This window comes from Mesorhizobium sp. ZC-5 (assembly GCF_025753855.1).
GTDB lineage: Bacteria > Pseudomonadota > Alphaproteobacteria > Rhizobiales > Rhizobiaceae > Neomesorhizobium.
This window is the reverse complement of record NZ_JAOWPT010000007.1, coordinates 94,954-118,307: the sequence shown is the minus strand read 5'-3', so window position 1 is coordinate 118,307 and position 23,354 is coordinate 94,954. Positions and strand designations below refer to the sequence as shown.

Here is a 23,354-nt window from a genome sequence, read left to right as displayed (position 1 = left end):
TGGGGGAAATTTACTTTTACCGAATTGTTCGGTAGGGGATCAACACGCAGCGACTACTCTAGAGCGGGGGGTGAAAGAGTGATGCAGCGTCTGTCTGCCGCAAGGCTCGGGGACCTTCTGGCGGGCGACCTGCGGGCTTTTGGCGGGCCCTCGACGATCGAACCACTTGCCGGCCGCATTAGAGCGGAGCAGGTCAGTATCGTGCTTCGCAACACCCTTCTTGGCATGGTTGCCAATATACTCAATGCAGCCACTCTTGTTATGGCGGTTTGGGGCTCGCCCGACCAGACGAAAGCCATCGTCTGGTCGAGTGGGATCATCGTCGCCGCTGGTTTCGTGGGCTTGAGAGCGAGATCATCGTTTCGGTCAGTCAAACCAAGGTCGGTGTCTCGTCGGACTACGCAAAACCTGGTGCGGAACGCCTTCCTGTTCGGTACTTGGTGGGGCGCACTTCCCATTCTGTTCTTCGGTGGGGCAACAACTGCCGCCCAAGTCGTCATCACCTGCCTGAGCGCGGGGATGATCGCAGGCGGTGCCGCTTCCTTTTGCACGATTCCTATTGCGGCCATCGCGTATACGCTACCGATCTTCGTCGGTTCGGCGGTTGCCATTGTGCGGGTGGGAGACGCCGTCAATCTGCCCGTCGCAATCCTGATAGTGAGCTACGCCATCACGCTGTTTCGTGCAGTGCTTGCTCACGCGTCCGAATTTACCCAACGCTTCATTCTACAAGCGGAAAGCGAAAATGCCATTCGCAGGGATGTTCTAACCAGTTTGCCAAACCGGTTCAGCTTCAACGAGCGGCTTGAGACCGCGTTGGTGGACGCAAAGCAGTTCGACCAGCACTTTGCGTTACTTTTATTCGACCTTAACAATTTCGACGAGGTGAATGATCACTTTGGTCGAGCAATGGCGGATGCCCTTTTGGTCGAAGTGGCTGCGAGACTTCGCAAATCGACGCGCGAGTGCGATGGCATTGCCAGGTTGGAGGGCGGCGAATTTGCAATAATCGCTGCACGCGATATCAGGCCAGATCAAATCAGGTCCTTGGCCAAACAGATCATAGATGTCATGCGCGCGCCGTTCTTGATCGAAGGGCGCGAAATATATTGCAGGGCCTCTATCGGCATCGCTCTGGCGCCCACTGACGGTTTGGATGCCAACCAGCTCCTGCGGTGCGTCGATACCGCGCTATACAGGGCCAAGACGCGGGGGGCGAGCTCCATCCAGTTTTTCAGCGCAAATGACGATGAGGCTGCTGCAAGGCGCCATGCCCTTGAACGCGATCTGGCATCCGCGCTCGCCAACGACCAGCTCTGGCTCGCATTTCAACCCTTTCTCAACCTCGGGAGCGATCGCATCTGTGGTTTTGAAGCGCTTCTGCGGTGGCAGCATCCGACCCTTGGCGCGATCCCTCCAGCGGAGTTCATTCCTATCGCTGAAGAAACCGGATTGATTCACGGCATCGGACATTGGGCCGCCAAGACGGCTTGCTTGGCCGCGGCACAATGGCCGCGCGACTTGCGGGTCTCCGTCAATTTGTCGGCAGTGCAGCTTAAGGACAAGGCCTTGCTGGATGGAATTGCAATGGCCTTGGCTGAAGCCGGTTTGGAGCCCCGAAGACTGGAGGTCGAGATTACGGAGTCGGTGCTGATTTCGGATTTTGAAGGCGCCATTTCATTGTTACAATCGTGGAGTTTTCTATCCATCACAGTTGCCCTTGACGATTTTGGCACTGGCCTTTCATCACTCACGTATCTTCGTAAATTGCCTCTTTCGCGGCTCAAGATCGACCGATCTTTTGTCCAGGATATGCTCACCGATGCGGACTGCGCCGCGATTGTGAGATCACTGATTGAATTGGCGCACGAGCTTCGAATTAAGGTAACGGCCGAAGGCGTCGAAACTCCCGAACAGCTCGACTATCTTCGCCGCGTCGGATGTGACGAAGCTCAAGGCTATTTAATCGGGAAACCTATCCGGATTGACGACATTCATGGCACTGCTGCGGAGTCGTTTGGTCAGCAGCTAAATACATGAATGGCACGACCCGCACTTTACCGGTGATGGTCTGGTTTTATCTCGTATGCCAACGGTGACGAGGCGAGGCGGACGCCATCCGGCAACATTTTTCTTGAGGCAATGGGTCTGCTTTCATCTTGATGGCAGACGATGCCACTCCGCGAACTCATCGGAATTTCCGACAGTTTTCTTGGCCATGGCAGGCGTCGGTTCCCGGGCAGCATCGTCGGATCTGTCCTTCAGGAAGTCCCAAGGCACAGAACTGTTTTCGATCTCCTCGATAACAGATTCAGTGGCGAATGATGCAGCAAGGTCGACAGCTTTGCGGCGCCGTGCGATCCGAATTGCCGACGAAAGAGCTTGGGCGGTTGTCCTGTAGCGGACCGGGCTCTTGCCGGAAATTGGGCGGATGGGGAGCAGGACGTTGAGAACCTGTCTGATCGGATTCATGGAAGCTCTCTTCTGACTGTCGGCGGCAACCATATAACCAGGCAGCAACGAATGACAACTGCACGACGTGATTCCATCCTTCGTGCGCGACCACAGGTGAGGCCACGTGACGACACTGACAAAACATCTCGGCACCGTGATCGTGACGACGGACGGCACCGGCCTGTCGGCTCCAGGGCGTATCAGGACTTTTCCGACGACGCTGATGGCGACGGTGGACCCCGGCGGCATAGAGCGCAACGAGGACGGGTGTCGCGCACGCCCTGGGATGTGTTCAGTACCACTGGAGTGAAAGCTGACCATCCGATCACGATGATCTTCAAGCCTTCGTCAATGCCGACGATGAGAATGACGATCGGCATCCAGCAGAGGGTTGGGACCTGGCTGAGGGCTAGGAACAGCGGGTCAAGGTGACGAAGCAGAACAAGGCTCAGGCCGAGGCGCAGATCCTCGATCTGGCTGAGCAGACCGGCACCGAGCTGATTGTGCTCGCCGCTACATGCAGGTCCTCTCCGACGAGATGTGCAACAAGATGTCCGGCCGCATCATCAACATCCACCATTCTTTCCTGCCAAGTTTCAAGGGCGCCAATCCCTACAAGCAGGCCCATGAGCGCGGCGTCAAGCTGATCGGGGCAACAGCACACTACGTCACCGCCGATCTCGACGAATGCCCGATTATCGAGCAGGACACGGTGCGCGTCACCCATGCGCAGTCAGCCGAGGACTACGTCTCGATGGGCCGCGACGTCGAAAGCCAAGTGCTGGCACGCGCCATACATGCGCATATACACCACCGCACTTTCATCAACGGCAGACGAACCGTCGTCTCCCCGGCAAGCCCGGGAAGCTACGCTTCTGAGCGCATGGGCTAAGCGATGACAAATACCATCGACGGCAAGCAGGTGGCGGCAACTGTTATTGAGGTGCTGAAGCAGGCGAGAGTATGAAAACAAGGCTTGCGATGTCGGTCCAGCCTACCAATGTCGGTCCGGAGCATTCCCCGGTGAGGCAATACGAATCTCATTCTGATCGATCGCCGCGCCGCAACCGACGTTTTGGAAGCTGGCGCACAACACCAAGTCCCCGATCGCCGAAGCCGCCGTGCGCCAGATCGCCACGCTCTACGCCCGTCGATGCGACGGTCCGCGGCATGACGCCATAAGCTCGGCTCACCGCCTGACAGCAGGTAATGCCCCCCGATCATCGCCGCCTTTCCGTGGTTTGAAGCAATTGTCGATGATCTCCTCGGGCTCAAAGCTGGCCGAAGACATCGGCTATGGTCTTGCCCATTGGGAGGGCTAACTCGCTTCCTCGGCGACGGCCGGCTCGAGCTCGACAACAACCCAGTCGAAAACGCCACATTTAACGATGCGCGCCGGATTCAGTTCGGCTGGAACGCCGTGGCTGCGCATGCCGGCTCGGCAAAACCAGGAGCGATCTTGACGCGCTGCTATAAAAACCACGGTTTGCCGACGATGTCCTGCCGCACACCGGTCGCAACCTGTTTGCGGCCAACTGTCGTTCGGCACATCCCACCTACACAGCTTCTCCGCGCCAGCGTTTCACAGCCGAAAAGCCCGCTACTCTTGAGGGCAAGAGTGGCGGGCTTTTATTGCAGAGCTACACGAACTGGATACGCGCTCCCAATCACATTAGCTGCAGATAATTAAGGCTGCATAAAAATGCAAAATTTGGGCATCTAAATCGATCCGATCGCAATATGACGCGCGCCCGAACGTTCCGGACCTAAATTGCCGCTGCGGTCAAACCATAGAGCGCGTCAGTTATCAGAAAATCTCTGCTTGACGTAACGTAAGGTCCCGTGTTGTTCGCGGTGCAGGGAGTGACTTCCAGTCTCGGTCCAGGGCGACGAAAATGAGGGGCAGCGATGGTGGCTGGCGAACCTAATGACGTGCGCGTCAAACGCGCCGGTGGGGGATGGGTCGTTCATATTGTTGAGGACGGCAAACTGACAGTTCTTCGGTTCAAGACACAGTCTCCGGCCGAAAATTCCGCCGATGACCAACGAGCCAGGCTCGGCCTTGCTAGCAAGCCACCAATCGACGAACGCTGATGTCTGCACCGGATTTGGGGGAGACGTTGGATGGCTAGCTGGCGCCGGCGGAAAAAACACATCGCCGAAAGGCCATTTACAGTGCTGCTTGCGGCTGATGACACGGCGGCCGAGATCATGAAATGCCAGGTAGTCAAGGACCTGGTCCACGGCGCTCGAAAAAGCAGCTTGAATTTGCAAGCCGCCACCGCAACCGACTTCAGACAGAGGTTGAGCCGCGTGGCTGTTGGCTCAACCGTGGAGATGCGGATATTGCCCGATCTCACGAAAGCCCGCTGTTGCGAAAGGTGGGGCGGGCCTCTCTCGAAGCTGGAGTGTAATTGATCCGTGAGACTTATGTCCTCTCTTAAGAGCTGGGCGAGTTGCAACGGGGAGAGGCTCGCATATATCTAGTGGGCAAGTCACGCCCCCCGAGACTGTTCGAACGAATGGACGAAATGCTGATGGCAATGGGGCGCTAGATTGCGAGACTTGAAGGACTATCGGGAGAGCGAACGCTGGGGCCGCCGATGTTTTGAACGGAGCCCTAATCGCAGCCGGGATTCATACCGGATTCCGGACAAGGGCCTACGTCGATGACTATGGCTATGATGACCGGAACGTCAGCTTCAACATCTCGGAACCGCTTCTCGAGGGTCTGGACTGCGAAGGTTCGCCCGAATGGGCCTTACGCTCAAGATCGCCGTCGCCAACGTCGGGGGTAGGCACCAAGCCAATCATCGGCGTTTGCAAAGTTGTCGAAGTTGACAAAGTTGCTCTCCTGCACCATCTTCGATGTAGGAGATCGATATGGCACACAACACGCAACCCAAACCCCCGTTGGCGAAGAGGTCACGTAGGAAGACGCCTGGAAGGACCGTCGCAATGATGACCGTAGAAGGCGATCCTGTAGCATTCTTGCAGGGTTTTGAACTTCCCGCCGGAACGGAGATCGCAATCGTGTCGAAAAATAGTGAGTTGGTTCGAAAAATCCAACGCGCTAGCTCAACGCGATTTGGCACTGTTCGCGAGGTCGTCGCTCGTCATGTCCGCAAAGTCAGAACTCCAGTTGTCAACAGCGATGCATTCAAGCCGGATGCGCGATCTCAGGCCCTTCTGGACGGGGTTCGCATCGCTCAGGAAGATTTGCATCAGGCGGGTGGCGCCTATGATCTGGAGCAGGTCAGGACGTTAATGCAAGGCGTATCGCGCCAGGCGATAGACAAACGGGTGCAGGAAGGCAGTCTGCTTGCCGTCCCCGGTCCCAGCAATCGAAGAAGTTACCCCACGCTCCAGTTCACCCGGGATGGCGCTGTTGTCGCGGGCCTGAAGACAGTGCGTGACGCTTTGCCGACGAGCAATCCCTGGACGGTGCTGAACTTCCTCGCCCAACCAGATGACAGGCTGAGCGGACGTAGACCCATCGACGTCCTTAAGGCAGGCGACATCGACATGGTCGTCAACGCCGCGCGGAGAATGGGCACACAGGGAGCGTGAGCGGGCCGCTACCGCCCCCAGATTTGGTTAGGCGAACTCCTGAGTTGGTGGTGTTGCCGGCGGGGACGAATGTCTATCGCTTCTACACCGCCAGATACGAGCCGATATATTTCGACAGGTCTCGCGATGGTAGATTAAACGCGCCGGATGCGACATACGGAGTTTTGTATGTCGCCAAGAGATCGGAAGGAGCATTTGCCGAAACCTTCCTAAGAAGCCCGGGACGTTCGCTAATTGATACCGACCTCCTTGCAAGGAAGGCCTACGTTCGGCTGCAACTGAGGTCGGATCTGTCATTGATCAAGCTTGCTGGTCCGGGACTCGCCGTGCTCGGCGCTACCGCAGAGATCGTCCATTCGGGTTTGCCATACGACACATCTCAGATTTGGTCGCAGGCGCTATCACGACACCCGGTCAATGGCGACGGTATTGCCTATAATGCGCGGCATGACGACGAAGAGCTTTGCTACGCGTTATTCGATCGATGCGCCGATGCACTGGTCGAGGCAGAAAGGGTCTCAGAGCTAGACCAGGATTGGTTTTGGCGTTTGGCCAGCCGATACAACGTCGGACTCGCTCCGCACTAGTGGAACCAACGCCGAGCGTGCCGCTTAGCTCAAACACATCCCCATCACACATTCCCATGCCTTAAATGGTTACATGCCGTTGATGACCATGTCTCGGATGTTTTTGCACTCTTGAATGGTTCTCTCAGGGTCTGTTCTGACACGAAGTTCAAGCCGCCTGCCGTCGCGCTCGGAAATGACGGGGGCCGTTTGGTCCTTCCTTCCATGTGATCTTGGGGTCCACGATAAACCGGCAAGGAAACACCTATATGGCGACTTGAACGGTAAAGTGGTTCAACGCGACCAAGGGTTTTAGCTTCATCCAGCCCGACGGTGGTGGACAGGAGTTTTTGTCCATATTTCTGCTGTCGAGCGCGCGGGCTTGTTGACACTCGTTGACGGCCAGAAGGTCCACTATGAGATAGAAAAGGATCGGCGGACCGGCAAATCGTCGGCCGGCAACCTGAGCAAGGCTGGCTAAACCAGCCATGTGATTTCGGCAAGCGCATCAAGCACACAAACTTCAGTGCACCAAGATGATCAAGTCTGGTGGCCTATCGGCATGTCGTTGAAGTGTCACATTTGCTGACCTATATGCGCGCTGCGTCGGATGTTTCCTCCCATTCGTCCGACGCGTTCCCCTCTGGAGGTTTTAACCTTCATACTTGGCCGGACCTTTGGTCCGGTCTTTTTCTTGCGCGCGAGAAACGGGTAAACTGAGCCAACGTCCGGCCGCTGGTTGCGCGATCTCGATGCCCAGAATCGTGCAATATCGCTTTGCCACTTCACCGGGTGAAATGAGAACCTTGGTGAGAGCTGTCAAGTCGATGGCTTATCTTCGCCAGCCCGGCAGGCGGAAGACTGATGCCGTCTTCTCGACCTGTCATTCTTGCCGGTCATTCGAAGGGCAATGGCAAGTCGCCGCCTCAATCTCAAGACAAGTTGCCTGTCCAATTTCAGCAGGCCGCTACCTGAATTCGGATGGGCACCGGTCTTGTTGCGCAAGAAAGCACAGCGAATTCTGACGCGTCCGGAGGGTGAAGCGGCGCTTGGTCCCAGGCTCGGGCTTTCCTGAAGCCCTAGCCTTCCTTTCTGGGTGCCAGCCTTGAGGCGGCCGCTGCCGCAATGGCGACGCTGCTAGTGGTGCGCGGGTGCCGGGAGAGGAAGAGGGCGGGCGGGGTGCGGTGGCGGGTAAAGGTCCGGGAGAGAGTCTCCCGGCGTCCGCCAAGGAGCAACGCCCATGACTCAGATGAAAATTCTTGCGCCCAAGCGCAACGAGCGTGCCGGTTACAAGGTCGACGTCAGCCGCGGCCAGCGTATTGGCCGCGTGTCGTCGGAATGGTTCAACCGGCCGGCGGACGAGCGATACCTGTCGCTCAACGACCTTGGAAATGCGGTGAAGAGCCGGTCGGAGCGCAGTAAAACCCGCATCGTCGAAAGTGAGCTGATCCGCGTCGAGGCCAGCCGCGACGATCCGGAGCGCCTGAGGCTAATGCTGCCCGATGCGCCTGCCCCTGTTGCCCCCACGCATTGGAGTTTTGGCCAACTCGCCAGCCTGGTCGGCGCACCGGCCACCTATCTGCGGCAGCTTCCAGCCCCGCTCGCGGCGATCAACCTTCAGCACGGTCTCCTCAACCACCGCGCCGAGCAGGTGAAGACGTTGGAAATCGAGAACGGGCGCCTCGAGTTGCGGGCGGTGACAGGCCCGGATTACGGCAGAATATTTGACTCAGAACTCGTCGACGCCGTGCAGAAAATCGCCGGCAACGGTACCGGCGACACCCGTTGGAAGGTGCCAGGAGTGCTCGACTGGTCGACGGGAATCTACAATCCGCACGTCGACATCTCCCGCCACATCACGACGCTCTACGCGTCAGATCGCGATGTCTTCGTGTTCCTCGTCGACGATCTGAACCCGATCGAGGCCGGGCGGCTGCCGAATGGGGAACCGGATCTGTACTTCCGTGGCTTTTATTGCTGGAATTCCGAAGTCGGAGCCCGCACCCTCGGCATCGCCAGCTTCTATCTACGCGCAGTGTGCCAGAATCGTAATTTATGGGGCGTCGAAGATTTCGAGGAAATCACCATCCGCCATTCAAAATACGCGGCCTCCCGTTTCGCCCTTGAAGCCGAGCCGGCGCTGATCCAGTTTGCCGATTCCTCGCCCATGCCGTTCGTCAACGGCATCAAGACGGCGCGGCAACGGATCGTTGCCAGAGACGACGAAGATCGCCAGGGCTTCCTGCGCAAGTGCGGCTTCTCCAAGTCCGAGACCACGAAGATCATCGATACTGTTCTCATGGAGGAAGGCAGACCACCGGAATCGATCTTTGATTTCGTGCAGGGCATCACGCGGGTCGCGCGCGACAAGCCGCATCAGGATGTCCGCCTGGACATGGAGGGCAAAGCCAAGAAGCTTCTCGATTTCGCCGCCTGATCCTGAGGAGGCCGGCACGAAAACTCTCGTCGCCGGCCTCGCCTCCGGGCCGTCTTCATCAATCCAAGCGCGGTCCTCCGAAGCAAGTGGACGGCGCTTTTTTCGTGGGAGAACCTTGTGACCAACATGCTGGAGGCCCCTCCGGCGGCTTGGTCGCGTCGAGATCCGCGAGCCGGGGCCGGGTCGGCGTGAGGCCTGGAGGCAGAGGGGGGAGGGGAGGGTTTTGACGGGCTTGGAGGTTCGGGGAAAGGCCCCGGCCGCCCGTCATGGAGAACCTGACCATGGCAAAGAACGCCATTCAGAAGATCGCGATGAACGCCGCGGAGAACATTCCCTATGACAAGCTGAAGCTGTCTCAGAAAAATGTCCGGCGCATCAAGGACGGCGTGTCGATCGAGCAGCTGGCCGAAGACATCGGACGGCGAAAGCTGATCCAGAGCCTGAACGTCCGTCCCGTGCTCGACGGCGAGGGAGAGGAGACCGGCACGTTCGAAGTGCCCGCCGGCGGCCGCCGTTACCTGGCGCTCGGCATCCTCATCAAGCAGAAGCGCCTGGCCAAGGATGAGCCGATCCCCTGCATTGTCAACCGCGGGCAGGAGACCTCGGCCGAGGAGGATTCGCTTGCCGAAAACCTGCGGCGCGCCGACCTGCACCCGCTCGACCAGTTTCGGGCCTTCAAGACGCTCAGCGATCAGGGCCTCGATCCCGACGAGATCGGTGCCCGCTTCTTCGTATCGCCGGCGACCGTGAGACAGCGCCTGCGGCTCGCATCGGTATCGCCAAAGCTGCTTGGGCTCTACGAGAAGGACGAAATCCGTCTCGAGCAAATCATGGCGTTTTCGATCTCGGACGATCACGCGCGCCAGGAACAGGTCTGGGAGCGGATTGCCAGCTCGCATACGCAGGAACCGTACTATATCAGGCGCCTGCTGACGGAGACGACGGTGCGAGCCGACGATCGTCGGGCCGTCTATGTCGGCGCCGATGCCTATGAAGCGGCTGGAGGCGTCATCCTTCGCGACCTGTTCGAGCAGGATTCCGGCGGCTGGTTCCAGGATGCGGCACTCCTCGAGCAGCTTGTCTTCGACAGGCTGAAGGGGGATGCCGAGGCGATCCGCGCCGAAGGATGGAAATGGGTGGAAGCGGCGATCAGCTTTCCCTATGGCCACGCCTCCGGCATGAGGCGCATCTACGCCGAGGCGCGGGAGCTCAGCGCCGAGGAGATCGAACGCTACGACGCGCTGAAGGCCGACTACGACAAGCTGGATGCGGACTATGCCAAGGCCGAGGATGCCGACGAAGCAATCGAGGCGAAGCTCGACCAGCTGGGTGCCGAGCTCGATGCGATCGATGATCGTCCTCAAAGCTACGATCCCGCCCAGAAGGCGATTGCCGGTGCGTTCGTTACGCTTGCGGCGAACGGCAAACTCCAGGTCGACGCCGGTTTCGTGCGGTCCGAGGACGAGCCGCGGACCGAGACCGGCGACGTCGCTGAGGGCGAGGAAGGGAGCGCCGACGGCGGAACCCAATCCAATGGCGACGACGGTGGCGATGGTGTTGTCGTCAACGGCCAGCCGATGAACGACGCCTCTGGCGACGACGGCGAGGACGATGGCATCAAGCCACTGCCTGATCGGCTCGTCTTCGACCTGACCGCTCAGCGCACGCTAGCGCTACGCAACGCGCTCGCCGGCGACGTCGATATCGCCATCATCGCCGCACTCCATGCCTTCGTCCTGCAGGTCTTCTATCGCTTCGCGCCGAACACGTGCCTGGAGATCAGCCTGAAGAGCGGCAGCTTCAGCCAGGTCGACGGTCTTGCCGAGACATGCTGGGCCAAGGAAATCGCCGAGCGGCACGAAGCCTGGGACCGCGATTTGCCCGATGAGGCGGAAGGCCTGTGGGACTTCCTTCTCGGCCTCGATGAAGCAAGCCGCAAGGCGCTGTTCGCGCACTGCGTCTCGCTGACCCTCAATGCGGTGGTCGAACCCTGGAACAGGCGAGCTAAGGCGCTCGAGCATGCAGACGTGCTTGGCCGCTCGCTCCAGTTCGACATGGTCGACGCCGGCTGGACGCCCACGGTCGAGTTCCTCGGGAGGCTCACCAAGGCGCGGATTCTACAGGCTGTCCGTGAAGCGCGTGGCGCAGACTCCGCGCAGCTGATCGACCACATGAAGAAGGACATCATGGCCCGTGAAGCCGCCCGTCTTCTCGAAGGCTCGAACTGGCTGCCAGAGCCGCTGCGCGCTGAGGTCGATGAAGTGTCTGCCGATGCTGGCGACGCGGCCGCCAGCGAGATGTCGGACGAAGCGGCTCTCGACGGCGATGCCGCCGAGCTTCCGGCCTTCCTCGCCGACGATGCGGATCCGTCCTCCGATGCGCCGGTGACCATCGACGGCGACGAAACGGACCACCTCCAGGCCGCCGAATAGTCGGCCTCCCGGTCCCACCGGTCCGGCACCTTCGCCGGACCCTTTTCAGTTCCAACTCACTCTCAAGCCCGGGATCGCCATAGCGCGCCCGGGCGTTTTTGTTTCATGGAGATCGACATGTTCGACTGGAAAAGATCCTGCTCCTACGACGAGCAGCAGAAGAGACGTTTCCACACCACAGCCCGTTCACGGCTGAAGAAACTCGCCGCCGAACTTGCGCTGCCGCAGGGAAGCTTTGACCTGCGCTCAAACAGGGCGGGCATCGCCGTTTGCGGTGAAATTACCCTGCATCATGATCGTGCCTATATCCAGGTCGGCCAGTTCGGCCTGTCCTCTGGTCACGGCATCCTGATCAGGACCTGCAAGGGCCGTAAGGACTATACCGGCGGGGTCAACCACTTCGTCGCACTCGGCATGCTGGACGACATTCCGGCGCTAGCCGCCGCCGTCCGTGCCATCACCGGGGTTGCTCGAGACGCTTCGTGTTCCTCCGAGCGACGCGCCGCCTAAAGTCCTGCAAACCCCATCATCGCCAGTGCACGTGTCGGCCGCAGGCTCGGCCCGTCGCCAGCCACAACACGGCAAGGAGTTGCCATGGCGCGGCGATGCCGCGCGTGGCCGACCTGACTTCAGGAGAACCTCATGACCGCACATCCACCCTTCAGGAAGGTGCTCGACGGCGTCGCCACCCGCGAGCAGATGTTCCAACTGTTTAGCCGTCACAAAGACACTCCCGGCATCGATCCCAATTCCGGCACTCCCTATTCAGGCGAGTGGTTCGAGATCACCGCGTCCGAATACCACTTCATGCTCGGTTTGTTGCCGCCGCTCTTCATGCGCACCGGCATGTTCGGAATGTCGGAGTATAAAGCCGGCAACGTGACCAGCGTATTCTTCGCGATCCGGATCCGGCGCCGCGAGCGCTGGTTTCATGGCTTCTGCGATCTCACCGATCGGCAGTCGCCAGACAAGATGCGCGCCGCCATCATCGCCCACGAGACCGGCGCGAGCGACAGCATGACCCGCTCGGAAAAGCTCGAGGCGATCTGGAACATAACCCCTGTCGAACTCAAGGGGACCCCCCGCAATGCAGACCCCGAGACCGGGTGGGCCGAACATCGCGGCAAACGCACGATTCTCGTCAACGCCGGAAGGCATGATGCTGCCTTCAAGCTGCTCGATGACCTGTCGGATCTCGAGATCGACGAGTTCCTGTCCAAAGTGCGATTGCGTCGGAGCTGACGAAAGGAAGGCGACGATGGATAGCTATGAGAACCGCGCCTCGACGGCGAAACCTCTCCATCACGGTGACCGACTTCCGCTCAATGGATGCACCCGCGTACGGCCCATCCTCAAGCTGTTGAGACATGCGAGACCGTATGGCCAATTGCCCCGAGGATACAAGCATCGGCCCTCACCAAAACTTGGGTTCAGTGCCTGCCACGCGGGAGGTATCCGGCATTGCGTAAAGCGCCGATGAACAGGCTGGTCGGGCCGGCGATACTCGTCCTGGCCTGCGTTGCGAGCGGCAGCGTGTTCCAGTCCTCCAACGGAGCGATAAAGCTGGAGAAAGTGCCATTGACCATGCAATTGCTGGTCGCCAAGCCCTGCTTATCCAGCACCAGAACCCCTGTCTGATTGCTTGGATACCGAATGGCGGCGACGCGCTGAAGTTCCATGTCGCCATCGACGCGCAAATTGAAAAGCACGACGCCCTGGCTTCTGTGGGCGATTTCCGCGACTTTTTCCGCGAAAGGAATAGAAAGCGCACAAACGCTGTCGACCGCCATCCCGAAAACAAGCTGCGTCCAACTCATCCGCCGCCATGAGAAGATTAGTTCCCAAGAATATAAGGATTGCAATCGCTCCAGCCGGATTGTGCACAGTCATCGCACTCCGCCGGCTCGACGCCTGAGCATCGCGTGTATGAGGCAGCTCTCTCTCGGTAGGCACGTTTGCCCCCGTTGATTGAGCCGATTGCCCTAGGCTCATGACACACCGCTTGCTCGTTGCGGGGCTTCTCCGGTAAATCACGGCGAAAGCGATATGATACGTCTGGCACTCGCTAACCCAAACTGCGACTTGGCTAGCAAGTCATGCTCACATCAAGGAACGGACTATGAAGCGCCAGATCCGGCCATTCATCGTGAACTGAAACAGAGGCGCGGTAAGCAGAAGCCAAGCCATTCGATCTGGGGCGATCTCGACCTGTCCAAGATTGCCACGGAGATGACGCAGCCAGGCTATGCTGCTCCGCTCCCAAATGCCCAGGTCATTGACTTCAGTATAAGACCCCTTGATGCTGAAGAAGGGGATAAACCACAAGCGGAGTATATGATGGCCGAGTTTCAGGACGCTCAGACTGTTCAGACGACAGTAGCCCCAGCCAAAGTGGAAGTGCCTGAATCCAAGAAGAAAGTTCCGCGAGCAAAGAAAGCGAAGGCGGAGCTCGTAAAGCCGGTCCGCAAGAAGGGAGCGAAACCTGCGCCCCAGGCCGCCGAAGCTCCCGTGGTAGCGAAGACCGTCCGCAAGACATATTCCGAGAAGGAACGCTCCCAGAAGCTTGCCCAGATCGAAAAATCGATCGCTGCCGGCGCGACCAGCAAGATTGCGGTCGGCCAGGCCGGCATATCCGAGCAGACCTACCATTATTGGAAGAGAGCTGTCGCACCTTCTTCAGACAGCGGCGATCTCCGTGATCTTGTCGCGCTCGAAGAAGAAAACAAGCGCCTGAAGAACCTGCTTGCCGACCGTCTGCGCAAGGAAAATGCTGAGCTCAAGAAGAAGCTGGGCCTGGCGTAAGGCATAGTGAGCATCGCTGGAAATTCCGCCGACACTCAAGGCGGTAGCGGCGGCATATCGCCTTCGCCGACCCGCCACACCCAGGAGCCAATCTCCGGTCGCGCGGCGATCATTTCGTCGAGCGACGCTTCGTAGTTCTCGTCCGCTCCGGCCGGAACGACAAACAGCGCGATCGGCTCATCCCTGTTCTGAAGCAACGCATTGGCGATCGGCTGGTCGGGTTGCAGGTCAAAGCGCAATCCCTTGACGCTCTTCTCGCGAAGGCGGGCGAGCCCATCGACGAGCCTTTTCTCCGGGACCGTCTCGTAGGGAATCCAGTTCTCGGACACCACCATCAAGGCGACCTCCTCTACAATGGCGAGGCCGGCGGGGTTCAGTCCGAACGTCGCGATCGTCATCAGATGCGAGCTGGAATCCGCTGCCCACAGCGACAATTCTTTCTCAAAACGCGCCTGCAAGCGGCGATGCAATGCATCGTCGATGATGAAGGGAAAACCGGGCAAATGCCTGATGACGAGTTTCTGACCGGATCGGGCGGGCACGATCTCCTTCACCTCGCCGACCAGGACAAGCAACTTTCGGGGGCCGGATTTCGGCGGGAGCGCCGTGCCGAGAACCGCGTTGCGACGCTGCTCGATGGCTTGCCTGTTCTCGGCCCGAAACGGCTCGGGCACGAACAGGATGTCGGCGAGTGGTCCGCCCCTCACTGTCATTTGCCCGGCAGCCTCGAGCAGATGCCAACGGACATTCCACCAATGCCGTTTGCCGGCCCACCTCGATGTCCAGACCGTCAGTTCGGCCTCGTGCCAGAGATAATGAAGCAGGCCACGCAGCGACATCCGCCTCGGATCGGCGGTAACGCTGGCGGAACTTTGCCCCGCAGGCACCGATGCCGCCCGGCTCCCTGTCTTCGACAGGCTGAAGTCCAATTTGAGGGCGGCCAAGCCGTTTTGCGGATCGAGCTGTATCGCACTGCCCATCAAGGCGCCCAGGCCGGACAGTTCGTAAGGCGATTCATAGGAATCGCAGGATGGATCATGCCCGCCGCCGCTCATCGGCATGCGCTTGATCAGGTGAAGGTCGCCGATGCGGGCGATGTACATCGGGCAGCCCGGCTCGCGGCACAGGCATAGCGGACGCTCGGTGCGGGCATAGGCACTCGCCAGCGCCGCCTGCAGGTCAGGCGCTGCCTCCTCGTAGACCGCACTGCCAATTCTGAACCGTCGCATCACCTCCACAGCTCCAGGTCGCCGCCGCATCCCTGTGCGCGCATTCAAGTCATGGGTTTGCACAGAGCGCAACCCCTTTGGTGCATCGGCGCCAGAGGCAGAGGGGAGCCGGGAGGAGTGTGGCCCGGCTGGCGCGCAGAGAGTGCCGGCGCGGGCGCCACTCTCCCCTCTTGCGAAGGACATTTCCATGAACATCGTTTCGACCGCACCGGCCGTCGCTCGTACGGCTGATTCCCTCGCCGCGCTGACGCCGGCCTCCATCGACACCGACCAGGCGATCTATCGAGCGGCAACGCAGCTTTTGCCTTTCCTGGAACAGGGCAAGCCTGTCAGCACCGCTGCACTGCGCACCACCATGACGACAAGTTTTGGCGGCAGCGATGCTCAGGGGTTCTGGGTCTGGAAGGACGGCTACGAGGCGCTCGAAGTCGCCCAGGTGCTGTTTCTGCGCCGGTTCGGCCCTGCGATCCTGTCCCGGTCGACCACGCCCCAGGCAACGCTGGCGATGATCAAGCGCATCGCCGACCTTCTTCCCACCCATACGCGACGGTCCGACGAGAGCCAGGCCATGCAGCAGCTCTCCACGCCCTTGCCGCTGGCCTTCATCGCGGCGCACGCCGCGGCGATCGCCTCTTGCGACCTCGTTCTCGAACCCTCAGCTGGCACCGGTCTGCTCGCCGTCCATGCCGAGATGGCGCGCGCCTCGATCGCCCTCAATGAGCTTGCCGCGACGCGGGCGGATCTCCTCGGCCTGCTGTTTCCCCGGTTTTCCGTCTCGCGGCACGACGCCGCCCATATCGACGATCATCTCGGTGCGGCCATCGAGCCGTCCGTCGTGTTGATGAATCCACCCTTCAGCGTCGGCGCCTATGTCGACGGCCACGTCACTGACGCGGCATGGCGGCACCTCTCTTCCGCATTCGCACGCCTGCGCGCCGGCGGGCGCCTGGTCGCCATCACCGGCACCGGGCTGTCTCCCGAAAACCCAAAATGGCGGCCGGCCTTCGAACGCCTGCAGCAGCAGGGCACCGTCGTCTTCACCGCGGCGATCGACGGCCGTGTCTACGCCCGCCATGGCACCACCACTGAAACGCGCCTGACAATTATCGACAAGGTACGGGCCGCCGACCCGAAAAATTTCGTCCGCTCGCCCGGCAAGGCAACTGATGTCGAAACGCTGCTCGCCTGGATTACGGATCTGCCGCCCCGGACACCGGGCGGCTTTCCGGATTCGATCGGCGCGTTGTCCAGCGGCATCCTGGCAAATGCCGCCATGCACATGGGCGGCCGATCAGGGGCGAGAGCCGCACCCCTCACTGTCTCAACTTCTGCGCCGAAGGCCATCCAACCGGTCCGTCCGATTGCGCGGGCGAATGCCCGTCAGGTCAAGGCAAGCAGCACGCCGGCGGTCCCCCTGGCCTATGAGCTACGCGACTGGATGCCGGAAGAGGGCGGCCGCCTCACCGACACGATCTACGAACCCTACGCGCTTCAGTCGATCGACATTCCCCGCGCAAAGCCGCATCCGACACCCCTCGTGCAGTCGGCAGCAATGGCCGCCGTCGCCCCGCCAAAGCCTTCCTATCGGCCGCTTCTTCCTGATGCGATCATCGACGAGGGCCTGCTGTCGGACGCCCAGCTCGAAAGCGTGATTTATGCCGGGGAGGCGCATTGCGGCCATCTCGCCGGCACCTGGACGGTTGGCGAGACCTGCGATGTCGTCTCGGCCGCGCCGGAAGGTGCTTCGAATGCTGTCCGCTTCCGCCGTGGTTGGTTTTTGGGCGATGGAACCGGCTGCGGCAAGGGACGGCAAGTCGCGGGCATCATCCTTGACAACTGGCTGCAGGGCCGCCGCCGTGCGGTCTGGATTTCCAAGTCGGACAAATTGCTTGAAGACGCCCAGCGCGATTGGGCGGCCCTCGGCCAGGAAAAACTTCTCGTGCAGCCACTGTCGCGCTACCGGCAGGGCACGCCGATCCGCCTTGCCGAGGGCATCCTGTTCACGACCTACGCGACGCTGCGCTCGCAGGAACGGGAGGGCAAGAAATCCCGGATTGCCCAGATTCTCGACTGGGTGGGCCAAGAGGCGAGGAGAGACGAAGGCCCGACAGGGAGTTCAGAGAAGTCGGCGGGGAGCCAGACAGGGATTGGAGAAAGCCCGTCCGGGGCGAAAAAATCTTTCGATGGCGTCATCGTCTTTGACGAGGCCCACGCCATGGCCAACGCTGCTGGCGGCAAAAGCGAGCGTGGCGACGTCGCCCCGTCGCAGCAAGGAAGGGCGGGGCTGCGGCTGCAGCACGCCCTTCCCGACGCGCGCGTCGTCTATGTCTCGGCCACTGGCGCGACCGCGGTCGAGAACCTCGCCTATGCGCAGCGTCTCGGCATCTGGGGCAGCGAGGATTTTCCCTTCGCCAACCGCGCCGAATTCGTCTCCGCGATCGAGGACGGCGGTGTCGCGGCGATGGAAGTTCTCGCCCGCGATCTCAAATCGCTCGGCCTCTATGCGGCGCGCTCGCTCTCCTATGACGGTGTCGAATACGACCTGCTCGAGCATGCGCTGAGCGACGAACAGATCCGCATCTACAACGCCTATGCCGATGCGTTCCAGGTCATTCACAACAACCTCACCGCCGCACTCGAGGCGACCAACATAACAAGCGAGGCCGGCACGCTGAACCGCAACGCCAAGTCTGCGGCACTCTCGGCCTTCGAGAGCACCAAGCAACGCTTCTTCAGCCATCTCATCACCTCGATGATGACGCCGACGCTGATCGGCGCGATCGAAGAGGACCTCGCCGACGGTCATTCGGCGGTCGTACAGATCGTCTCGACCGGGGAGGCGCTGATGGAGCGACGCCTTGCCGAAATCCCCACCGAGGAATGGTCGGATCTGCATGTCGATGTGACGCCGCGCGAGTATGTCGGCGGGTACTTAATGCACTCCTTCCCCACCCAGTTGTTCGAGGAATATTCGGACACGGAGGGCAACGTCTGCTCGCGGCCTGCCCACGATGAAGATGGCAACCCGGTTCAATGCCGCGAGGCGGTTCGCCGGCGCGACGAGATGGTCGAGCGGCTTGGGTCGTTGCCGCCGGTCGGCAGTGCCCTTGACCAGATCATCCATCACTTCGGCACCGACATCGTCGCCGAGGTGACCGGCCGCGCGCGGCGTATTGTGAAAAAGACCGGCCGCGACGGCATAGACCGGCTGGCCGTGGAAAACCGCCCTGGCTCGGCCAATCTCGCCGAGACCCAGAGTTTCATGGATGACGACAAGCGCGTACTGATCTTTTCGGATGCCGGCGGCACAGGCCGGTCCTACCACGCCGATCTCGGGGTCAGGAACCAGAGGCTTCGCAAGCATTATCTGCTTGAGGCCGGCTGGCGCGCCGACAACGCCATCCAGGGTCTCGGGCGCACCCACCGCACAAATCAGAAGCAACCGCCGCTGTTCCGGCCCATGGCCGCGAACGTGAAAGCCGGCAAGCGCTTCCTGTCGACGATCGCACGGCGGCTCGACACGCTGGGTGCGATCACGCGCGGCCAGCGCCAGACCGGCGGGGCAGGGCTGTTCCGTGCCGAGGACAATCTCGAAAGCCCCTATGCGCGGGCCGCACTTCGCCAATTCTACATGCTGCTGCATCAGGGCAAGATCGAGGGTTGCTCGCTCACGACCTTTGAGACTGTGACCGGACTGTCGCTGACGACTGACGAGGGCGGGCTGCGCGACGAACTGCCGCCGATCACGACCTGGCTCAACCGCCTGCTGGCGCTGCGCATCGAAACCCAGAATCTGCTGTTCGAGGTGTTCGAGCAACTGATGACGGCGAAGGTCGAGAGCGCGATCGCTGCCGGCTCCTATGACAAAGGTCTGGAGACGATCACGGCGGAAAGCATCGTCGTCACCGATCGCCGCACCGTCTACGCGCACCCGATCTCGGGCGCGCAGTCGCATGTGCTGACCGTCGCACGCAAGGACCGGATTCGGCCGCTCAGCCTGGTCGACGCGGTGGCCATCGCCCGGGCGGAACCGCAATCGGTTCTGTTGGTGAACACGCGGTCGAACCGCGCGGCGATCCGGCTGCCGACGGCAAGTCTGATGCTCGACGATGGCGCGATAGAGCAGCGCGTGCGCCTGCTGCGGCCGACGGACGAACTGCGCTTCGGTCTCGATGCCCTTGCCGAGACCCACTGGCAGCCCGCCGACCGAAAACTGTTCTGCGACTCGTGGCAGGCAGAAGTCGCGGCCCTCCCGGAGTTCACCACGAGCACCTTTCACATCGTGACGGGCCTGCTGTTGCCAATCTGGCGGCGCTTGCCGGATCATGATTGCCAGGTCTACCGGATCCAGACCGATGCCGGCGAACGCATCATCGGCCGTCACATCGCGCCGACGCTTGTCGCGACCATGTTGCGCAATCTGGGGCTCGATCATCCGCCGACCCTCGCGCCGCAAGATGCCTGGACTCGGCTCGTGGAAGGCAGGATCGGACTGCAACTCGCCGATGGCCTGATCCTGCGCCGCAGCCGCGTCATGAACGACTACCGTATCGAATTGATCGGCTTCACCGACGCTTTTGTTCCGCGGCTGAAGGCGCTGGGGCTGATCTCCGAGATCATCTCGTGGAAACTCCGGCTGTTCATCCCGACGAGTGAGCAAGGGCCGTCAATCCTCGCCGCGCTCCTCGACCGCCACACACTGGTCGGCGTCACCGACCGCGCGTCAGTGGCGTGAGGGGAGACGATCATGACCGTCTCGGCCTCCGAGCTTGCACAACGCCTTGGCGAACATGCCGAGGCGGTGTGCCGCGAATATCTCTCCAACGGCCATCGCTCCGGCAACTACTGGATGGTCGGCGATGTCCGCAACAGGCGCGGCCGCTCCATGCATGTGCGGCTCAAAGCGGTGGGCGGCAAGGCAGCCGGAAAGTGGGTCGAATATGTTGCGGCGAGGGTTATGTTGCGCCGCCGCGATTGGGCGCCTTCCTACAGACGGTCGACGGCTTCTACGCAACATAACGTCAGCGCGCGGGAGGTGTCGTGATGCCCCGCGACGCTTCCGAACTGTCTCGCCGCCTGGCACGCCACGCAGAGGCGGTCTGCCGGCACTACCTGTCCAATGGTCGACGCCGAGGCCGCTACTGGACGGTGGGCGATGTGCGCAACACGCCCGGCCGATCGATGTTTGTCCGGCTCAGCGGGCCGGAATCCGGTCCCGGCGCCGCCGGGCATTGGACTGATGCCGCCTCAGCCGAATATGGCGATCTCCTCGACGTCATCCGCGAGAGCTGCGGTCTCGTCGATTTCCACGATGTCGCCGATGAGGCGCGGCGCTTTCTGAGCCTGCCGCGCGTCGAACCGTACGGCGCCCCAAAGCTCGTTCGCACACCCGTTCCCGCCGGATCGCCGGAAGCGGCGCAGCGGCTGTTCGCCATGTCGCAGCCGATCCGCCGGACGCTCGTCGAGACCTATTTGCGCAATCGCAGCATCATGAACTTGCGCGACGCAGGCAGCCTGCGATTCCATCCGCGCTGCTACTATCGACCTGAGGGCGACGGCCCTACCGAGACCTGGCCGGCGATGGTCGCTGCCGTCACCGATCTCGAAGGGAGGATCACCGGCGCGCATCGTACCTGGCTTGCCCGGGACGGTTCCGGCAAGGCGCCGGTCGACACGCCGCGCCGCGCCATGGGCGGTCTCCTCGGCCATGCCGTCCGCTTTGGCGCGGCCGATGATGTCCTCGCTGCGGGCGAAGGCATCGAGACGATGCTGTCGCTGCGCTGTGCGCTGCCGGCCATGCCGATGGTTGCCGCGCTCTCGGCCAACCACCTTGCCGCCCTTCTGCTTCCGCCGAAGCTGCGTCGGCTTTACATCGTCCGCGACGCCGACGCCGCGGGCGACACGGCCCTCGCGACATTGACCGAACGTGCCGAAACTGCCGGCATTGAGGCGCTTGCTCTATCTCCGCGGATGGGCGACTTCAACGAGGACCTGCGTGCATTCGGCCTCCGCGCGCTCCGGCGGACATTGCGCATCCAACTCATGCCGCAGGATTGCTGCTTTACTTACAGATGATTGAGCACCCTCTACGTAGCAGGGCTTTCATCACGGTGCTCGGTGCGAAAGCTTGAGCCTCCATCAACATGGAGGCACAAGTATGTTTGAAGCAATCTTCTTCCCTCGAACTGCAGAGAAATATCGAGCAGCACCGCTGTCTGAACCGCGCGCGCAGTACCTTCGACACCTGAATGAACTGGGCGCTTGCCGAACAACCTTACGCAAAAATGCGAACGATCAACTCAGTCTCGTCCGATTACTGGATTTGCGAGAAGGCGTCCGGGTCAGCATTCCCCAAATAGAAGCCGCAGCAGCAATCTGGGCGCTGCCAAAAGGCCACAGATATGCTCGGGCAGCTTCGCCCAAGGCGAGAACTCGCTTTGCCAGTCGCGGAATCCAATGGCTGCGATTCTTGGGGTGGCTCGACGAGCCTGAGCGTAAGCATCACCCACATCATGCAGAGATCGTAATCTTTGAGAGATGGCTGCATCAGGAGCGCGGCCTCTCGAACGCGACCGTACAAGCCTACTGCGCCGCCGCCGACCACTTCTTCTTCTTCTTCTGGTCGGCTGGAAAGGGTGTTGCCTTGAACGCCATCCAGATGACCGACATCGACGATGTCATTGCGGCAGAACATAAGCGAGGGGTCTGGAAGCGCCGATCAATACACGACGACGCTCAGCGTCTGAGGGCGTTCTTCCTGTTTGCCGAAGCGCGCGGCTGGTGCCGCGCCGGGCTGGCTGCGGGGATCATCGCGCCCCGCTTTATGGCCGATGAGACCGTACCGAAAGGACTCGGGCGCGAGGATGTCCTGCGCCTGCTGGCTTCTGTCGTGGGGGATCGAGCGGTCGACAAGCGCGACAGGGCGATCCTGACGCTTCTCATCGCCAATGGACTGCGGGCTGGAGAAGTCCGCGGCCTGCAATTGGACGATCTGGACTGGGAGAACGGGATGCTCCGTGTCCGCTGCCCGAAGCCCGGTCGGACCCATCTCTGGCCGCTGTCGCATGAGGTCGGACATGCCATCCTGCGCTACATACGGGAGGCACGGCCATCTGGCTTCGGGCGCGGCCTCTTCTTCACAGTTCACGCGCCGATCCGACCGCTTGGCAGAGCAGCTTTGGGCAAGATGGTCCGTGATCGGCTGGCCGGCATTGGCATCGTCTCCGGCCGAAGAGGTACGCATGTCTTGCGGCATGCCGCAGCCCAGCATCTTCTGGATCAGGGCATGTCGATGAAGGTGATCGGGGACTTTCTCGGGCACCGCGACCCATCCTCCACCGCGATTTACGCAAAGGTCAATCTCGCGGCACTTCGCGAGGTGGCGGCCCTCGATCTGGAGGGCCTGGCATGACGTTGCGCGAGGCTATCGAGCAATCGCGCCGGGCGATGATCGAGTGCATCTTCGGCTGGGGCAAGCAGCACGGCACCATGCGCAAGACCAAACATCGCGGCATCGCTCGGGTCGCTGCCCACTTCATGCTCAATCTGATCGCCTACAACCTGATCCGCATCCCCAAACTGGTTGCAGCGTAGCCAACTTGGCGTCCAGACCGCCAAAGCGCTTCAAACTCTCAAACAAGTCATCCAACAATGGCACCCGCGACAGAACAAACGCCCAATTCTTTGGATTTTTCAGTAAACTGCTAGGCTCGTCATCCAGTGGATCGTTGCCACTGTCTCAGCAGGCTGTTGTCATCCGAAAGACGGCAAACTCGGGCGCGGCTCCGCCTTTCTCCTTGAGCTCGTCAGCTTCTCGAAAGCCAACCTTCCTAGCATTCGCACCCGGTCTCTAGATGCCAATGCC

Annotated in this window: 17 protein-coding genes and 3 pseudogenes; 17 read left to right on the top strand and 3 right to left on the bottom strand. The window is 61.0% G+C overall.

Annotated features, from left to right (window positions below; translation table 11 throughout):
• Positions 1-81: 81 nt before the first annotated feature.
• Positions 82-2,040, top strand: coding sequence for a putative bifunctional diguanylate cyclase/phosphodiesterase (locus OHD58_RS19275; RefSeq protein ID WP_263805010.1), 1,959 nt, complete (start codon positions 82-84; stop codon positions 2,038-2,040).
• A 114-nt stretch (positions 2,041-2,154) separates the two neighbouring features.
• Here the strand turns inward: OHD58_RS19275 and OHD58_RS19270 are convergent, their stop codons facing one another.
• Positions 2,155-2,472: a hypothetical protein gene (locus OHD58_RS19270; protein WP_006199600.1), complete on the bottom strand. Its 318-nt coding sequence runs from the start codon at positions 2,470-2,472 to the stop codon at positions 2,155-2,157.
• A gap of 106 nt (positions 2,473-2,578) precedes the next feature.
• On the opposite strand from OHD58_RS19270, the gene OHD58_RS19265 reads away from it, so the two are divergent.
• The 10 genes and pseudogenes from OHD58_RS19265 (at position 2,579) to OHD58_RS19220 (ending at position 12,701) form a co-directional block, all read left to right on the top strand.
• Positions 2,579-2,764, top strand: coding sequence for a hypothetical protein (locus tag OHD58_RS19265; protein ID WP_263805009.1), 186 nt, complete (start codon positions 2,579-2,581; stop codon positions 2,762-2,764).
• Between the two features lie 112 nt (positions 2,765-2,876).
• Positions 2,877-3,346: pseudogene (locus OHD58_RS19260) on the top strand (formyltetrahydrofolate deformylase); the annotation flags it as partial.
• Between the two features lie 1,232 nt (positions 3,347-4,578).
• Positions 4,579-4,872 (top strand): hypothetical protein, encoded by a 294-nt coding sequence (locus tag OHD58_RS19255; protein ID WP_263805008.1) that lies wholly within the window; start codon positions 4,579-4,581, stop codon positions 4,870-4,872.
• Positions 4,873-5,412: 540 nt separating this feature from the next.
• The gene (locus OHD58_RS19250; RefSeq protein ID WP_006199596.1) at positions 5,413-6,024 is read left to right on the top strand and encodes a hypothetical protein; all 612 of its coding nucleotides are present in this window, start codon (positions 5,413-5,415) and stop codon (positions 6,022-6,024) included.
• Positions 6,021-6,611, top strand: coding sequence for an RES family NAD+ phosphorylase (locus tag OHD58_RS19245; protein ID WP_040581798.1), 591 nt, complete (start codon positions 6,021-6,023; stop codon positions 6,609-6,611). Before OHD58_RS19250 ends, OHD58_RS19245 begins: the two co-directional genes overlap by 4 nt.
• A gap of 299 nt (positions 6,612-6,910) precedes the next feature.
• Positions 6,911-7,071, top strand: a pseudogene (locus OHD58_RS19240) (cold-shock protein).
• A 759-nt stretch (positions 7,072-7,830) separates the two neighbouring features.
• Positions 7,831-9,027 carry a DUF932 domain-containing protein gene (locus OHD58_RS19235; protein ID WP_263805006.1) on the top strand — a complete coding sequence of 399 codons (1,197 nt, stop codon included), beginning with the start codon at positions 7,831-7,833 and terminating at the stop codon, positions 9,025-9,027.
• Positions 9,028-9,308: 281 nt separating this feature from the next.
• Positions 9,309-11,459, top strand: a complete 2,151-nt coding sequence (locus tag OHD58_RS19230) for a ParB/RepB/Spo0J family partition protein (protein ID WP_263805005.1) — start codon at positions 9,309-9,311, stop codon at positions 11,457-11,459.
• Positions 11,460-11,576: 117 nt separating this feature from the next.
• Complete coding sequence (locus OHD58_RS19225) at positions 11,577-11,969, top strand: hypothetical protein (RefSeq protein ID WP_050900681.1); 393 nt, start codon at positions 11,577-11,579, stop codon at positions 11,967-11,969.
• Positions 11,970-12,101: 132 nt separating this feature from the next.
• A complete protein-coding gene (locus OHD58_RS19220; protein WP_006199589.1) occupies positions 12,102-12,701 on the top strand; it encodes a DUF1419 domain-containing protein in 600 nt (199 codons plus the stop codon).
• Positions 12,702-12,889: 188 nt separating this feature from the next.
• Here the strand turns inward: OHD58_RS19220 and OHD58_RS19215 are convergent, their stop codons facing one another.
• The gene (locus OHD58_RS19215; RefSeq protein WP_263805003.1) at positions 12,890-13,276 is read right to left on the bottom strand and encodes a hypothetical protein; all 387 of its coding nucleotides are present in this window, start codon (positions 13,274-13,276) and stop codon (positions 12,890-12,892) included.
• Positions 13,277-13,505: 229 nt separating this feature from the next.
• Between OHD58_RS19215 and OHD58_RS19210 the strand changes: the two genes are divergently transcribed.
• Positions 13,506-14,261: a transposase gene (locus OHD58_RS19210; protein WP_263805002.1), complete on the top strand. Its 756-nt coding sequence runs from the start codon at positions 13,506-13,508 to the stop codon at positions 14,259-14,261.
• Between the two features lie 35 nt (positions 14,262-14,296).
• On the opposite strand, the gene OHD58_RS19205 is transcribed toward OHD58_RS19210, so the two are convergent.
• The gene (locus OHD58_RS19205; RefSeq protein WP_263805001.1) at positions 14,297-15,490 is read right to left on the bottom strand and encodes a DUF1173 domain-containing protein; all 1,194 of its coding nucleotides are present in this window, start codon (positions 15,488-15,490) and stop codon (positions 14,297-14,299) included.
• A gap of 187 nt (positions 15,491-15,677) precedes the next feature.
• On the opposite strand from OHD58_RS19205, the gene OHD58_RS19200 reads away from it, so the two are divergent.
• The 5 genes and pseudogenes from OHD58_RS19200 (at position 15,678) to OHD58_RS19180 (ending at position 23,083) form a co-directional block, all read left to right on the top strand.
• A complete protein-coding gene (locus OHD58_RS19200; protein WP_263805000.1) occupies positions 15,678-20,225 on the top strand; it encodes a strawberry notch-like NTP hydrolase domain-containing protein in 4,548 nt (1,515 codons plus the stop codon).
• Between the two features lie 12 nt (positions 20,226-20,237).
• Positions 20,238-20,429, top strand: a pseudogene (locus OHD58_RS30740) (hypothetical protein); the annotation flags it as partial.
• Positions 20,430-20,533: 104 nt separating this feature from the next.
• Entirely contained in the window at positions 20,534-21,565 is a 1,032-nt protein-coding gene (locus OHD58_RS19190; RefSeq protein WP_263804999.1) for a toprim domain-containing protein, read from the top strand.
• A gap of 82 nt (positions 21,566-21,647) precedes the next feature.
• Entirely contained in the window at positions 21,648-22,901 is a 1,254-nt protein-coding gene (locus OHD58_RS19185; RefSeq protein WP_263804998.1) for a tyrosine-type recombinase/integrase, read from the top strand.
• Complete coding sequence (locus OHD58_RS19180) at positions 22,898-23,083, top strand: transposase (RefSeq protein ID WP_412177246.1); 186 nt, start codon at positions 22,898-22,900, stop codon at positions 23,081-23,083. Before OHD58_RS19185 ends, OHD58_RS19180 begins: the two co-directional genes overlap by 4 nt.
• The last annotated feature ends 271 nt before the right edge of the window (positions 23,084-23,354 follow it).